9 protein-coding genes and 1 pseudogene are annotated in these 15107 nt (G+C 73.4%); 5 read left to right on the forward strand and 5 right to left on the reverse strand.

Going from position 1 to position 15107, the window contains the following annotated elements; all coding sequences use genetic code 11:
* Window positions 1-3: 3 nt before the first annotated feature.
* Window positions 4-477 carry an Rv2732c family membrane protein gene (locus tag ACERZO_RS31285; RefSeq protein WP_372668617.1) on the reverse strand — a complete coding sequence of 158 codons (474 nt, stop codon included), beginning with the start codon at window positions 475-477 and terminating at the stop codon, window positions 4-6.
* Entirely contained in the window at window positions 474-1967 is a 1494-nt protein-coding gene (gene miaB / locus ACERZO_RS31290) for a tRNA (N6-isopentenyl adenosine(37)-C2)-methylthiotransferase MiaB (protein ID WP_372668619.1), read from the reverse strand. The genes ACERZO_RS31285 and miaB overlap by 4 nt, the downstream gene beginning before the upstream one ends.
* A 131-nt stretch (window positions 1968-2098) precedes the next feature.
* Here miaB and ACERZO_RS31295 point away from each other — a divergent pair, with 131 nt between their 5' ends.
* The 4 genes from ACERZO_RS31295 to ACERZO_RS31310 all read left to right on the forward strand — a co-directional run bounded on the left by ACERZO_RS31295 (window position 2099) and on the right by ACERZO_RS31310 (window position 10401).
* Complete coding sequence (locus tag ACERZO_RS31295) at window positions 2099-8419, forward strand: phosphotransferase (RefSeq protein ID WP_372668622.1); 6321 nt, start codon at window positions 2099-2101, stop codon at window positions 8417-8419.
* 27 nt (window positions 8420-8446) lie between these two features.
* Window positions 8447-8875, forward strand: a complete 429-nt coding sequence (locus tag ACERZO_RS31300; RefSeq protein WP_372668624.1) for a hypothetical protein — start codon at window positions 8447-8449, stop codon at window positions 8873-8875.
* Window positions 8872-9396, forward strand: a complete 525-nt coding sequence (locus tag ACERZO_RS31305; protein ID WP_372668625.1) for a hypothetical protein — start codon at window positions 8872-8874, stop codon at window positions 9394-9396. Before ACERZO_RS31300 ends, ACERZO_RS31305 begins: the two co-directional genes overlap by 4 nt.
* Window positions 9397-9480: 84 nt before the next feature.
* Window positions 9481-10401 (forward strand): hypothetical protein, encoded by a 921-nt coding sequence (locus tag ACERZO_RS31310; RefSeq protein ID WP_372668627.1) that lies wholly within the window; start codon window positions 9481-9483, stop codon window positions 10399-10401.
* On the opposite strand, the pseudogene ACERZO_RS31315 reads toward ACERZO_RS31310, so the two are convergent.
* A pseudogene (locus ACERZO_RS31315) lies at window positions 10379-11463 on the reverse strand (FAD-dependent oxidoreductase). The gene ACERZO_RS31310 and the pseudogene ACERZO_RS31315 overlap by 23 nt on opposite strands.
* A gap of 62 nt (window positions 11464-11525) precedes the next feature.
* Here ACERZO_RS31315 and ACERZO_RS31320 point away from each other — a divergent pair.
* Complete coding sequence (locus ACERZO_RS31320) at window positions 11526-12182, forward strand: TetR/AcrR family transcriptional regulator (protein WP_372668629.1); 657 nt, start codon at window positions 11526-11528, stop codon at window positions 12180-12182.
* A 36-nt stretch (window positions 12183-12218) separates the two neighbouring features.
* On the opposite strand, the gene ACERZO_RS31325 is transcribed toward ACERZO_RS31320, so the two are convergent.
* Window positions 12219-13580 (reverse strand): beta-1,3-glucanase family protein, encoded by a 1362-nt coding sequence (locus ACERZO_RS31325; RefSeq protein WP_372668631.1) that lies wholly within the window; start codon window positions 13578-13580, stop codon window positions 12219-12221.
* 275 nt (window positions 13581-13855) lie between these two features.
* Window positions 13856-15061, reverse strand: a complete 1206-nt coding sequence (locus tag ACERZO_RS31330) for an FAD-dependent oxidoreductase (RefSeq protein WP_372668632.1) — start codon at window positions 15059-15061, stop codon at window positions 13856-13858.
* Window positions 15062-15107: the final 46 nt, after the last annotated feature.

A 15107-nucleotide genomic window follows, 5' to 3' on the forward strand; every position in this document is an offset into this window, starting at 1 on the left:
TCCCTAGGAGCGCGAGAACGCGGTGCGCATCCACGACACCGCGAGGCAGATCATCGCGATCCAGGCGATGATCAGGCCGTAGCCGGGTCCGCCGCCCGCGGCTCCGCTGGCGTGCGACGACTGCTGCGACCAGATCGCCAGCAGCCCGTCCACCGAAGCGAACCAGCCGCCGGCGGCGCACACCCAGGCCAGCCACCACCGGCGCGTCACCAGCGCCAGCGCCGACGCCAGGATGCCGACGGCCGTCGACGTCGCCGCGAACAGCTGCGGGATGCCGCCGCCCTCGCCGGCCAGCACCTGCCAGCCCGCCTTGTCGCCGACCCACGGCAGGATCAGGCAGATCAGCAGCACGAACGTGAACACCGCGATGGTGAACCCGCGCCGGCCCAGCTCGACCGTGCGCGACGCGCGGTCGCCCACCTCGTCGATCTCGGCGGCCAGCTCGGCCAGCTCGCCGTTGCCCTTGGACTCCGTCACAGCGCACACCCGCTCACCGGCTCCGGCAGGGCGGCCGGGGCACCGAACCCCGGCAGTCCCAGCGTGACGCCGCTCGTCTTCGGCTTCAGCCCGGCCTCCGCGTTGTCGCCGGCCCGCGTGCGCCGGTGGGACAGCAGGTCGCCGTCGGCCACCAGGTGGTGCGGGGCGCCGTAGGTGACGACCGTCTCGACGACGTCGCCCGGGCGCACCGCGCCGTCGACGAGCACGCCGGTCGGCGTGAAGTGCACGAGACGGCCGTCGCGGGCGCGGCCGCTCATCCGGTTCGTCTCGGCGTCCTTGCGGCCCTCGCCCTCGGCGACGAGCAGCTCGACCCGGCGGCCGACGATCTTCTTGTTCTCCTCCCAGGAGATCGCGTTCTGCAGCTCGACCAGGCGCTCGTAGCGCTCCTGGACGACCTCCTTCGGCAGCTGGTCCGCCATCGTCGCGGCGGGCGTCCCGGGGCGCTTCGAGTACTGGAAGGTGAAGGCGCTGGAGAAGCGCGCCTGCTCGACGACGTCGAGCGTGGCCTGGAAGTCCTCTTCGGTCTCGCCGGGGAAGCCGACGATGATGTCGGTGGTGATGGCCGCGTCCGGCATCGCCGCGCGCACCTCGTCGAGGATCTTCAGGAAGCGCGCCGACCGGTAGGACCGCTTCATCTCGCGCAGCACCCGGTCGGACCCGGACTGCAGCGGCATGTGCAGCTGGTGGCAGACGTTCGGCGTCTCGGCCATCGCTTCGATGACGTCGGTGGTGAAGGACGCCGGGTGCGGCGAGGTGAAGCGCACGCGCTCCAGGCCGTCGATGGCGCCGGTGGCGCGCAGCAGCTTCCCGAAGGCGAGCCGGTCGCCGAACTCGACGCCGTAGGAGTTCACGTTCTGGCCCAGCAGCGTGACTTCGAGCACGCCCTCGGCGACGAGCGCCTCGACCTCGGCGAGGATCTCGCCGGGCCGCCGGTCGCGCTCCTTGCCGCGCAGCGCGGGCACGATGCAGAAGGTGCAGGTGTTGTTGCACCCGACGGAAACGGACACCCAGCTCGCGTAGGACGACTCGCGCTTCGCGGGCAGCGTCGAGGGGAAGGTCTCGAGCGACTCGAGGATCTCGACCTCGGCCTCGGCGTTGTGCCGCGCGCGTTCGAGCAGCGTCGGCAGCGACCCGATGTTGTGCGTCCCGAAGACGACGTCGACCCAGGGAGCGCGCTTGACGATCTCCCCCCGGTCCTTCTGCGCGAGACACCCGCCGACAGCGATCTGCAGCCCGGGATTGGCGACCTTGTCCGGGCGCAGGTGGCCCAGGGTGCCGTAGAGCTTGTTGTCGGCGTTCTCCCGCACGGCGCAGGTGTTGAACACGATCAGATCGGGCTTGGCCCCGTGGTCGACGGGGACGTACCCGGCGTCCTCGAGCTGCCCCGCGAGGCGCTCGGAGTCGTGCACGTTCATCTGGCAGCCGAAGGTGCGGATCTGGTACGCCCTGGGTGCCTGGTTCTCGGTCATCGTCCTTCAGGGTAACCCTGGCTTGACCAGGTGAAGCCGCCGCCTGCCGTGGGGTCGCTCGTGCCGGGCCGGTGACGTGGTCGTGACGCCGGGGAAGCGCTGCCGCGACGTGCCGGGTGCCATCCTGCGTCATGCCCGCGCCCCTCAAGGTTCGCGCTCCTCGGCCGGCCGCTCCGGTCGTGGCGGCCGTGCCGGGGCCGCGCCGGCCGGTCCCGGCGCCGGGACCGGCCGGGACGCCTCCCGCGGCCGGCAACGCCGCTGTAGCCGCCTCGATGACCGGCACGCCGCCCGGCTCGTCGCCCCGGCAGCTGCTCGCCGGGCAGGACCTCGTCGGCAACCAGGCCGTCGCGGCCACCGCCCGGGCCCGCGCGGCGCAGCCGCCGGCCAGGCCGGGGCCCGCGAAAACGGACGCGAAGACCGCTGACGACCGCCCCGTCCCGGGTACGAAGACCCCCGGTGCGCCGAGTGTCGACGGCGTGCGCCTGGACAGCCCGTTGCGGCTGGCGCTGCCGTCGTTCGCGCGCCGGTTCGACGCGCCGGCCGCGCTGCCGCCGGTCCGCGCTCCCGGGGCCGGCGATCGGGACGCGCTGGCCTCGGCTTCGCGCGCGTTCGCCCGGCTCGTCGACCGCGCTCGGCGCGCCCACGAGGCCCAGCGGTCGCTGCTGGAACGGCTCGGCCGGGCCGCGGCGGACCGCCACGACCGGGTGGACGGCCGGGCCCGCTCCCGGGTCGCGGCGGCCGAGCAGGAGCTGGACGACCTGCGCCTGGCCGCGCTGAGCACCGTCGACACCGCGTACGAGGAGGGCACCGCCGGGCTCGACGTCGCCGTGCGGCGGGGCCGCCGGCAGGTGGCCTCCGCCTCCGCGAGCGCGCTGCGCCGGGTGCGGGCCAACGCCGACACCGCGGGCGAGCAGATCACCGCGATCGTCAACGACCTGGCGGCGGGCTACACCGACCTGCTGGAGCAGAGCGCGGTGGCGATCACGACCGCGGCCGGGCAGGCGATCGCGGCCGTCCAGGCCTACGGCGCCGCCGCGGCCACGCTCTTCCCCGGCGGGGCGACGCCGTTGGTGGAAGCGGAAAACGAGGCCCGGCGGGCGGCCGTCCCGGGGCTGGCCAAGGCAGCGGAGGCGGCCTTGACCGAGGCGTCGACGACCCAGTCGAAGGCGTACCGCGACCAGATTCCCAAGGTTCGCGAGCAGTTCGACGCGAGCGAGCTGGCCACCGCGCTGAAGGCGCGCAAGGCCGAGATCGACACGAAGGGCCGCGCCGCGGTGCGGAAGGCCACCAGCACGGCCTACGGCGCGCTCGGCAAGCAGGCCACGAGCGGCCACGAAGCACTGCGCCGGATGGCCGGCGAGGCCCGCGAGTCGATCGCCGTGCGGCACAAGGCGGCCCGGGACCGCCTGGTCAACGACGCCAACGCGCTGCTGCACGGCTCGCACGCGCAGGCCGCCGCGGAGCTGACCGGGCTCGGGACGGCCGCGACGACCGGGTTGTCGGCGTTCGGCCAGGTGACCACGTCGGTGCGCGACGGGCTGAAGCCGGCGGCGGAGAACGGCGCGGAAAGCCTGCGCCGGACGACGGAAAAGGCCGTCGGCGACACCGGACCCAAGGTGGACCAGCTCGGCGTCGCGCAGCAGCGCCTGGTGACCCGGGCCGACGCGTCGACCGGCGCGGTGGTGAACGAGGTCGAGCGGACCGCGACGACGGCGTCCGGGCGGGCGCGCGCGGAGTCGGCGGCCGCGCTGCGCGGGACGGGAAGGGCGGCCGCACAGGGGATCGCCGGCTTCGTGGGCGGGCACGACGCGTCCTTCGCGGCCACGGCCCGCGGCATCCGGCAGGTCGCGGACGCGTGGGCCATGCCGCTGAAGCAGGTGTTCGGCACGGCCGTCCGCAAGACGAAGGCGGCGATGACCGCGCCGTTCACCGAGTGGAAGACGACGACGGACGCCGGGCGGGACAAGTACGTCGGCGAAATCTTCACGCCGTACCTCCACCCGGCCGTGAAGCTGGCCGGCGACATCGAAGCGGCCGCGGTCGGGGTGGCGTCGGACCTGGAGAAGCGCGAGTTCGCCCTGGTGGACGCGTTCGGCGGCTGGGGCACCGACGAGGCGAAGGTGTCGAGATCGCTGCGCGGCCTGACCCCGGCGCAGGCCCGCGCGCTGCGCTGGCTGTACGAATCCGCGCACGGCTCGCTCGACGCGGCGCTGACCGACGAGCTCAGCGGCGACGAGCTCGAGTCCGCGCGGGCCTACCTGCGCGGTGACCAGGCCGCGGGCGCCGCGGCCGAGCTGCGGGCGTCGACCCACTGGTACAACGACGACGAAGCGCGCATCGAGGAGCTGATGCGCAACCTCAAGCCCGAAGAGCTCGAGAAGCTCAAGGGCAGCAAGGAAGGCGCGGAGGCGCTCGCGGAGGTGCGCGACAGCCTCGGCGGCACCGACCTGAAGGTGTTCGACGCGCTCGCGGCCGGCAACCAGAACCTCGCGGACGCGTTCCGGATGAAGGACCGGATCGACGACGCGCGCCGCGCCGGCGACCTCGACGCGCTCCACGACACCCTCATCGAGTACGGCAAGGCCCCGACGGAGCGCGGCCGCGTGCAGGCCACCGCGGACGAGCGCCGGGTGGCGGTGCAGCAGGAGCTCGCGGGCGTCATCGCCGGCACGGGCCGGGTTTCGCCGCAGCAGGCCGCCGCCGCGGTCGAGAAGTACACGCTCGCGCCGATCCAGGTGACCGTCACCGACGCCGAGGGCGGCTCGACGGTCGAGACGCGGGAGATCACCGGCGCGAACCGGGACCTCGCCGTCGCGCTCATCCGCGGCGGCGAGAACAGCGTGGCGGCGCGCGCGGCCCGGCTCGGCGTCGAGACGCAGCGGCCCGGCGGGCCGAACCTGCTCAAGCTGGACGCCGCGCTCGTCGACCCGCGGCTCAAGCCCGGTGCGAAAGTGCCGGAGCAGGAACGGAAAGCCGCGCTGGACGAGCGCGACCAGGTTTTCCGGAAGTACGCCGCCGACTACGGCGGCGCCGCCCAGGCCGGGACGCCCGCGTCCGCGAAGACCTACCTGGAAGGACAGCTCAGGACCGCGGCCGGCGACGACAAGGACGCCGGCGAGCTCGCCGTCCGCCTCGCGCACGAGGACTACCCGACCCCGAAGACGGCCGCGCTCGCCCTCGAGTACGCCTCGAAGGGCGCCGGCACCGACGAAGAGCTGATGTTCCGCTTCGTCGAGCGGATGGACCGCGACGAGATCGCCGCGATGCGCGTCGAGTACAAGAACCTCACCGGCACCGCGCTCGACGACGACCTCGGCACCTTCGGCGGCCAGGGCTGGTTCACCGAGCTTTCCGGCGACGAGCGGCTGCGGATGGAACGGGCGCTGCTCGGCGTGCCGCGCAACGACCGGGAACGCGCCGAGGTCGCCGCGTTCACCATGCAGCAGCAGCGGGACGAGACGGGCTGGCTCGGTTCGTGGCTGGCCGGCGACAGCACGGCGGACCGGGATCTGGCGCTGGCACAGTCCCGGCTGACCACCTCGCTGGGTGGCGCGACCGTACGGGTCGACGACAAGGGCAACCCGGTCTGGACCGACGCGGCGGGCCGCCCGATCGCCGCGGGCGGCGGGCTGTTCGACAAGGACGGCAAGTACACCGGCGCGGATCCGCGGGAGTTCGCGTCCGCCGTGCGGGTCGGCAAGCTGGCGGCCGAGAACTACGCCGCCGCGATCGACCGCTACGCGTCGGTCCTGACCACCGCGGTCATGGTGATCGGCGCGATCGCCGCCGCCGTGGCGACGGTGGCCACCGGCGGCGCGGCCAGCCCGCTGCTGATCGCCGCCATCGCCGGGCTGACCGGCCTCGGCTCGATGGCCGTGCACAGCGCGGTCAGCGGCGGCCGGTACGGCTGGGAGCAGGCGGCGGTCGACCTGGGCATGACGGCGGTGCAGGCGCTGACCGCCGGAATCGGCCAGCACCTGTCGATCGTGGCGCGCGGCGGCGCCCAGAGCCTGGCCGCCGGGATGACGACGCTGCGGTCGGCCGAGGGCCTGGCGCCGACGATGGGCGGCCTCACCGGCAGCACGCTGGGCGACCTGCTGGTCATCGGCGGAGCCACCGGCGGCCTGGGCGGCTTCGGCGGCGCGCTCCTGGACGAAGCCACGTGGCGCAAGGGGCTCGGCGAAGGCTTCGCGGCGCTGCTGGAGGCCACGCTGACCGGCGCGCTCGCGGGCATGGCGAGCACGGTGACGTCCCAGGCGTTCGAGTCCCTCCCGGCCGGCCGCGGCACCACCCTCGGCGAGGCGCTCAACGGCTCGCTGGCGGCCCGCACGGCGTTGCGCGGAACGTCCTCGTTCCTCGGCGGCGCGACGGGCAAGGGCGTGGAGCTGGGCATCGGCGCGGCAACCGGCAAGCTCCCGGGCGACGCCGGCGACATCCTGCAGGAGATGGGCAAGGCCGGCTTGGAGTCGGCGGTCCAGGAAAGCGCGGCCGGGCCGCTGGAGAAGCCCGCCCGGTTCCGCGGGCCGGCGGAATCGGTCGAGGTGGCCCGCCGGGCGGCGAGGTCGACGCGGACGGACACCGGCGACGTGGCCCCCGGTGCGGTGGCGAACCTGCTCCGGAAACTGCCCAGCCTGCCGGACGATTCGCCGGCGTCGATCCGCGCGCTGGTCGTGACGGTCGTCGACGGCGACGTCGTGCTGGAGCCGGTCGGCGGGCACGACGGCCGGGCGCGGACCACGCGCCCGGTGTACCGGGTGACGGTGGACGGCGAGCCGGCCGGCTACGTCAAGATCGTGCCGGACGGCGCCGAGTTCGCCCAGGAGCTGTCGGCCGCGGACCGGCTCGGCCAGGCCGAGCTGACCGCGTTCGGCGTGCCGGACGTCCTCGCCGTCGCCTCGGTGCCCGGGCCGGAGGGCACCCGCCGCGGCGCGCTGTTTTCCGCGGCCGCCCCCGGTGTGTCGGTGGACGCCCTGCTCCGCCGGGTCCCGCTGGCCTGGGACCGCGACCACGCGATGGACGACCTGCGCCGGGCGGTCGCCGGCGTCGCCGAAGGCATGGCCGAACTGCACCGGGGCGGCGACCGGCAGGCCTCCCCGGCCTACCTCGCGCCGCACGCCGCCGCGATCCGCGAACACCTCGCGGAGCTGGCGGCCCGCCGCCCGCTCCTCGAAGAGCTCGGCATCGACCTCGACGGGATCCAGGCCGCGCTGGAGACGACGTTGGCGCGGGCCGCGGCCGACCCCGGCCCGGCCGCCCTGGTGCACGGCGACGCCCACCTGGGCAACTTCCTCTGGGACGCCGACGCCGGGGTGTCGATGATCGACGCCCCCACCCTGCACCAGTCGATGAACGCCGCCGGCGACCCCATCGGTTCGCCGGCCCGGGACGTCTCACTGTTCACCCAGCGCATCGGCCACTTCGGCCGCGAGTTCGGGCTCACCCCGCAGGACATCGGCCTGCTTCGCCAGGACTTCGCCGACGCTTACGCGCGCGGCGGCGGACCGGTCGTGCCCGCGCCGGTGCAGGCCATGTTCGACGCCCGCGCGGCGGCGCACCGGCTGGCCCGGGCCATGACCCGCCTGACGGAACGGCCCGATCCCCGCCGGGCGCCCGACGTCGGCGCCGCCACCGCCGCCCTGCAGGACGCCCTGGGCCTCGACTCCACCACGGCGAACCGGCTCGCCGAGCGCTTCGCCGGCCAGCTGCCCGGAACTCCCGACTACCGCCGCACCTGGACCGCGATCGACAACGTCCGCAGCTACCTGCAGAGCACCGCCGACCCGGCCGTCCGCGCCCGCTTCGAAGCCGAGTACGGCGGCGAGATCCGCGATCTCCAGTCCGAACAGACCGAGAAGTTCAAGGCGCTGTGGGACGACCTCTTCCCGCACCAGCGGGACGAGTTCACGCTTTCCCCGGAGAAGAGCCGCAAGGCCGAAGAGGTGGTCCGCGCCTTGGCGGACGAGGCTCGCGGGCTCAGGGACCGGCTGGCGGAATTCGCGGTGACGACCGGGGATCCGGCGCTGGCCAGGGACACGGTGGCGCGGACTGCGGACCTCGAGGGCACGGCAGCCTGGGAAGCTTCGTTCCGGGCAACCCAGACCAAGATCGACGACGTCGTCGCCGGTTTCACCTACCACGGCCAGGAGATCGGGTACATCGGCAGCATGAAATCCGGCTTGCGCGGTCCGCACAAGGGGAGAACCCGCTTCGACCCGTACGACTTCGACGTCGACCTCTACGTGGTGGTCGACCGGGAAGCCTTCGCCGCGGTCGCCGCCGAGTACCCGGATCTGCTGGACACCGAGGGCACGAAGATCATGCCCGCCCGTGGGGTGCCGGCGGATCTCGTCCGGCTCGGCAGGCGGATAGGCGCGGCGCTCAAGGAGAAGTTCCCGCACGTCAACGGAATCGAGAAATCCACGATCGCACTTCGCGCGGAACAGCCCTGGTAAAGTCACCTCGATGGCGAAAGAGTCCGGATGAAACGACAGACGATCCGTTTTAGTGCCCGCGCGGATACCGACGAGGCGCCGGAGCAGGTCGCCGCACGTGTCGGGCAAGCGCTGGACTGCACTTTCGCCCGAGGCGAATTCCAACGGCGGCCCGCGCAGGTCGCGTCCGTCTTCGGGGTCGAGATCTCCGCGGTCGGCGTCGCCGGTGCCGGCGGTAAGAACGTGGTCAAACTCGTCGGCGAGGTCGCCGAGGAGGGTTTCCTGTACGCGCCGGACGGCAGCGACGAAGTCGAATACGACCGGGTCGACATCAGCGCCTACGTGGTCGACCTGCTCACCATCCGCACCGGGTTGCGGTGGTACCGGCCCACTCCCGAGGACTACGCCGCCGAACGCAAGGCAAGCCGCGGACTCGATGATTGGCTCGGCGGAGTCGGCGCCGACGAAGAACCGTGACGACCTCGAGCCCGCGGCTGCGGGCGGAGATCTCCATGGTCGCCCTGCAAGTGCAGCTCGAACCGATCCTGCGGGCGGTCGCGGCGGACCGGACCGGCGCGGCCCTGCAGGAGCTGCGGCCGCGGGATGACGACTACGCGAAAGTCTTCGTGCGCGACACCGTGGGACCGGCCCGGCAGCAGTACGCGCGAAACTGGAAAACCGGCATCGGCTTCCGCCGGCCGACAGGACGTCCGAACCTCCGCGTCCACCTCACGCCGGCCGGTGCGCTCGCCGATGACAACGCCGTGTCGCACTCCTTCCCCGGTGGCTACCGTTCGGTGGCGGGCCTCCTGGTGCCGACGCGGGTGTGGGCCGCCTGGCGGTACCTCTCCCCCGGGCAGTCCGCCGGCCTCTCCTACGACGGGCTGGTCTGGTGCGACGACCACTGGGCGTTCTTCCCGAAGCCTTACCGCGTGCTGGCAAGTGGAGTGCGGAATGGATCAGCACGGCGGAGCCCGGTGAGCTCGACCCCGCCGTGACGCGGGACCGGTGGCTCGGCTTCGCGGCCGCGACCGAGGACGAGGTCACCGCGGCCGAGACGCGCCTCGAGGTGCGGCTGCCGGATGCGCGACACGGCGACGGTCGGCTGGCTGCGCGACCTCGAGCCGTTCTGGGAAGAGTGGGAAGACCTCGACGAACAGGAGGCCGGCGAGAACCGCTTCACCCGCGGCTTGCTGCTGTCGGAGGAAGCCGACGCGGGCATCCTGTTCCTCGACCCCGGCGACGTGGACGAGTCCGGCGAGTGGGCCGCCTGCAGCCTGTTCTCCTGGCGCGCCGAACCGCCCACCCGGTTCGCCTCCTTCGCCGCGCTGATGGAGGACCTCTACGCCGAGTTCCACCAGATGCGCAAGCCGGCCGGCGAGACGCGCGACGCGTGGGACGCGGAAGTCGAACGAGCCCGGGTCGCCGCGCTGGCCGGTGACGTCGATGCCGCCGGCGAAGTGCTGGAGCGCGCCGAAGAGTTCGGCCGTGAACGGGCCACCGTGCTGCGCGCGCAGATCCTGCTGTTGTCGCGCAACTGGTACGAAGCCGGCATGCTGCTCGGCCGGCTGCTGCACCCGTCCTTCCTGCCGGCAGGATTCCTCACGGACCCGCTCTTCACCGAGGAACTGCTGCCGTACCTCTTCGACGACCACCTCCGCGGCGCGCGGCAGGGCCGGATGTCCGTGCTGCGGGGCGCGATGATCGGTGGACGACCGGAAATCATGGCGATGATCGCCGAAAACGAACCCCGGTTCTCCCGGCCCGGGGAAGGCTTCACCTACGGCAACCCGGAGTTCGACCAGCCGGTGCGCGACGCGCGGGCCGCGCACCCGGACGACCCCGACGCGCTGTGGACCGCCGTCCTGGCCGCGCTGCCGCACTGGCGGCCGCGCACACCGGACCACATCGCCCCGGTCGCCCTGCTCGCCGACCCCGTCCTGGCCGCCGCGATCACCCCCGAGCGCGGCCGCGAACTGCTCACGACGCCTCGGCTCCGGTGAACATGGCCACCAGGCTGTGCGGTGCGTCCGCGCCGAGCATGATGTCGTAGATGTCCTCCTCCCCCGCTTCGGCCGCCGCGCGGGGGAACATCGCTTCTTCGTACTCCGCCAGCGCTTTCTCCGCGTCCTCCGGGTGCGCGGCGATCGCCTGCGCGAGTGACGCGCCGTCCAGCATGGCCAAGTTGGCGCCTTCTCCGTTCGGCGGCATCAGGTGGGCCGCGTCGCCGATCAGGGTCGCACCCGGTCCCAGCGGTGCTCGGCCGGCAGGGTGAACAGGCGGCGCAGCACCGGCGGTACGTCGCTGCCGGTCAGCAACGCCGTCAGCTCCGGGGCCCAGCCGTCGAACTCCCCGGCGATGTCGCCGGCCCAGTCCTGCGGCTTCCGCAGCTGCGCGTAGGTGTGCAGCGTCCCGCCGCTTTCCCGGTGGGCCAGGATTCCCTTGCCGGGCGCCAGTGCGAACATCGATCCCGCGCCGACGGCCTTCGCGGCCGCGGGGTGGCGAGTGTCCGCGTCGAACAGGAACGTCTCGACGACGGAAACGCCGACGTACTCGGGAACGGCGGCCGACAGCAGCGGCCGCACCCGGGACCACGCGCCGTCCGCACCGACGAGCAGGTCCGAGACGACGGTGGTGCCGTCCGCGAAGCTCACCTCGTGGCGGCCTTCGCCGAGGGCCCGGACGCCGGTGGCCTTCCGTCCCCAGTGGACGGTCCCGGGCGGCAGCGAGCCGAGCAGCAGCTGCCGCAGTTCGCCGCGCTGGACCTCGGGACGCTCGCCGGTGCCGTCGTCGGGCCGGTCGAGCAGGACCGTCCCCGTCCGGTCGAGGACGCGGTAGGACTCGCGGCCCGCCAGGACGAGCCGGCGAAATCCCGCCGTCAGGCCCGCCGCTTCGAGGGCCGGCCGGCCGTTCCACGGGTGGATGTCGAGCATCCCGCCCTGCCGGCGGGCCTCCGGTGAGGCCTCCGCTTCGTAGACCGTCGCCGGGATGCCGTGGACGTGCAGGACGCGGGCCAGCACCAGGCCGCCGAGTCCGGCTCCGATGATCGTGGTGGTTCGTTGGATCGTCACTCCAACGACGCTACCACGACCTTGGAGTGACGATCCAACTGTGCGATGATTCCGTCATGACGAAGCGACGCACCGACGGGCTGTCGAAGGAGCTGATCGTCAAGGCCGCGAAAGAGCTCCTCGACGACGGCGGCGAAGCCGCGCTGACCTTCCGGGCGCTCACCACCCACCTGGCCACCGGGTACGGCGCGATCTACCACCACATCGCCAACAAGAGCGACCTGCTCGCCGCGGCCACCGACGACGTCATCGCGGACGTCATGACCGGCGCGATCGTCGACGCGGAGCCGCGCGAAGCCCTGCGCACCGTCGCGCTGGGCCTGTTCGACGCGATCGACGCCCACCCCTGGGTCGGCGCCCAGCTCTCGCGGGAGCCGTGGCGCCCCGCGCTCCTGGAGGTCTACGAGCGCATCGGCGGGCTCCTCGACGCACTCGGCGTCCCCGGGCAAGCGCTCTTCGACGCCGCGGGCGCGCTCGTCAACTACGTCCTGGGCGTCGCCGGGCAGAACGCCGCGAACGCCCGGCTCCTCACCTCCGGCGAGGAGGACCGCTCGGCTTTCCTGGGCAAGGTCGCCGCGCAGTGGGCGGACCTCGACCCGGAGCAGTACCCGTTCGTGCACAAGGCGTCGGCTCAGCTGCGCGAGCACGACGACCGCGAGCAATTCCTCGCCGGCGTCGACATCTTCCTGGCCGGGATCGCCACCCTCCGGTAGCGGCGGCCCGTTGACCGGGCCGCCGCACCGGCGAGGTCACCAGCCGACGGCGACCACCAGCCACTGCGGGTCGCCGTGGGAGACGAACGACGACTGGGCCGCCACGTCGTCGTACGGGAAGCCGTACGCGAGGTGGTTGATCGCGTGGTCGTGCCAGAACTTCGCGTAGTAGTTCGCCGGGGCCGCCTGGTAGTACCGCGCCGGGTCCTGCCACTGCGACTGCGGCAGGTGCGCCGTGTGCCGGTTCAGCGCCGCGCACATGTCCGGGTTCCCGGCCAGCGAACCGGCGCACCCGGTGATGTTCGACGTCGGCTCGTTGACGCCGACCGACTGCGCGTAGGCGGTGAAGTAGTTCGCGTACTGACCGCCGGCGCGGAAGTCCGGCGCGCTGCCCGGCGCCGGGATCCGGTACGGCGCGTTCACCGTCGCCAGGCCCTTGAACTCCGTCGGCACCTCGGACTGGAACTTGGCGAAGGTGGTCGAGCGGTCCTCCTGGAAGGTCTGGTAGTCCTCGCCCACCTGGACGTCGTAGCCGTCGTGGGCGTGCAGCCGCATGGCCAGCTTCAGCGCGAACGCGTCGACCCGGGTCGTGTTGCCGTTGAACACGTCCGGCCCGACGGTGAACTCGATGAAGTCGGCGTACTGCCCGTTCGGGGTGCCCAGGTAGAAGTACATCCGCCCGGCGGAGTTGGCGGGCATGTCGATGTAGGGCTGTTCGGCGATCGAGTGCGTCTGGCCGCCGAAGTTCCAGTACACCTGGCTGTCCGGGTACTTGCCGTTGGTGCGGTTGAGCACCTTCACCGTGAGGACGTTGCGCGCGGCCGGGATGCTCGCGGTGTCACCCCAGAACGAGTCCGGCGGGGTGCCCGCGCCGGGCTGCGTCGTCCCGCCGCCGGTGCCGAACACCTGGAACTCCCACAGCGAGACGCCGTACGGGGTGGCTCGCGCGGTCGTGGCGAGCCGGACGTACCGGCCGGACCCGGTCACGTTCAGCGTCTGCGTGCCGCCGGTGCCGGTGGTCGTCTGGTACACAGTGGACCACGCGGAACCGTTGGCGGACAGCTGGATCTGGTACGCGGTCGCGTAGGCGGCTTCCCAGCGGAGCACGACCTGGCTGACGGTCGCCGCCCCGCCGAGGTCGACCTGGATCCACTGTGGATCGCTGAACTGCGACGACCAGCGGGTGGCGGTGTTGCCGTCCACCGCGGCGCTCGCGGGGGTGCCGGCGTTCTCGACCGACGACGCCGTGGCGGGTTTGCCTTGGGAGATCAGGGGATCCGCCGCGGACGCCGACGGGGCGGCGAGCCCGAGGACGGCGACGGCGAGGGCCGCCGCGAGGGTAGCCAAGCGGGTACCGGGGCCGCGGCGACGGCGCCGCGGCAGGACGTTCGAGGGCATGGTTCCTCCCTGGCCGGGGAAGTGGGCGGACCCGCCGCCGGTCAGGGGACGGCGCGGTCCGGCTCGCCCCCTGAGCGCCGGGCGGATGCCCTCGAGGGCCGGCGGGGGACGACTGGTGAAAAGGTTCATACCACCGCACCCGACCTGTCAACCCTTGACAGTTCGGCGCCGCGGAGCGATCCTCGGAACCGGTTCCAGCTCGAACCTCTGCGTGGCGCCGCCACCCGCCCAGGGGCCTCATCCCCGGGAGTCAGCCATGCCCGTCCACTGTGGACTTACGCGACGAGGTCGGCCAGCACCGCGGCGGCCGCCCGCTGGCCGGACACCAGCGCGCCCTGCACCGACGGCGTGTCCCGGTGGTCGCCGCACACGTACCGGCCCGGGCCGATCCGCACCGGGCGCCGCAGCGGCGCACCCGGCCCGAACACCGGCAACGCGTTCGGGATCGCGTATGTCTCGAGCAGGTCCCACCCGCGGGTGTCCGTGTCGTAGATCCGGGCCAGCCGCTCCCGGACCCGCGGCTCCAGGCCCGGGTCCGCGCGGTCGGGCACCGACGCCGCGACCAGCGCCGAGCCGGCCGGGGCGTACGCCGGGGAGACCTCGCTGAGCACCGCCGTGTTCAGCAGCAGGTCGTCGAGACCGTCGACCAGCAGGGTCGGCGAGCGCAGCGGCGAGGCGTCGGCGCGGTAGTAGAACGTCGTGACCGCGTGCCAGCCCGGCGCTTCCACCTCCGGCAGCAGCCGCGCGGCCACGTCGCCGTCGGTCGCCACCACGACGGCCCGCGCCCGGATGTCTTCGCCGTCCCGCGTGCGGACGCCGTCCTCGGTGACCGCGTCGACCTCGACGCCCGTGCGGACCGCCAGCCCGGTTGCCAGCTGGCGCGGCAAAGCCTGCATCCCTTCGGCGGGCAACGCGCCCCCGCCGCGCAGGAAGCTGCGCCAGATCAGGTGGAACATCCGGCTCGACGTCGCGAGGGCCGGGTCGAGGAACACCCCCGCGAGGAACGGCCGCAGCACCTCCTCGACCGTGGCCCGGGTCAGCCCCCAGCGCCGCAGTTCCTCGGCGGTGCTGCGCCCGTTGTCCGCGCGATCGGCCGTCAGCACGTCCTTGGCCGCGAGCGCCGCCATCCGCGCGCCGTCGAGAGGCCGGCTCACCGCGAACGCCGCGACCCCGCGCACCGCGGGCAGGCCGTGCCACGGCCCGGCGAGCCACCGGCGTCCGGAGCCGGTCATCGCGATCGCGCCGCGCGTGAACGGCCGCGGCCGCAGCGCGGCGACGTCGGTCAGCCGCCGCAGCGCCGGGTAGGCGGGCAGCAGCACCTGGAACCCGCGGTCGAGCCGGAACCCGCCGACGACGTCGGTGCGCACCCGGCCGCCGACGTCGTCGCCCGCCTCCAGCACCGTGACCTCGGCGCCGGCCCGGCGCAGCCGCCGCGCCGCGCTCAGCCCCGCCAGCCCGCCACCCACGACGACGACGTCCATGCCGCCCTCCCTTCCTCCGCACCGAGAGTGCCCTGATCGCCGGAGG

Origin of the sequence: Amycolatopsis kentuckyensis, assembly GCF_041679295.1 — a bacterium.
In the GTDB taxonomy this organism is placed as follows: Bacteria; Actinomycetota; Actinomycetes; order Mycobacteriales; family Pseudonocardiaceae; genus Amycolatopsis; species Amycolatopsis kentuckyensis_A.

Bases quoted from the DNA above. Each gene is read 5' to 3' on its own strand.
- miaB (WP_372668619.1), bottom strand. From the start codon at position 1,967: ATGACCGAGAACCAGGCACCCAGGGCGTACCAGATCCGCACCTTCGGC.
- ACERZO_RS31295 (WP_372668622.1), top strand. From the start codon at position 2,099: ATGCCCGCGCCCCTCAAGGTTCGCGCTCCTCGGCCGGCCGCTCCGGTC.
- ACERZO_RS31300 (WP_372668624.1), top strand. From the start codon at position 8,447: ATGAAACGACAGACGATCCGTTTTAGTGCCCGCGCGGATACCGACGAG.
- ACERZO_RS31310 (WP_372668627.1), top strand. From the start codon at position 9,481: ATGCGCGACACGGCGACGGTCGGCTGGCTGCGCGACCTCGAGCCGTTC.
- ACERZO_RS31320 (WP_372668629.1), top strand. From the start codon at position 11,526: ATGACGAAGCGACGCACCGACGGGCTGTCGAAGGAGCTGATCGTCAAG.
- ACERZO_RS31325 (WP_372668631.1), bottom strand. From the start codon at position 13,580: ATGCCCTCGAACGTCCTGCCGCGGCGCCGTCGCCGCGGCCCCGGTACC.
- ACERZO_RS31330 (WP_372668632.1), bottom strand. From the start codon at position 15,061: ATGGACGTCGTCGTCGTGGGTGGCGGGCTGGCGGGGCTGAGCGCGGCG.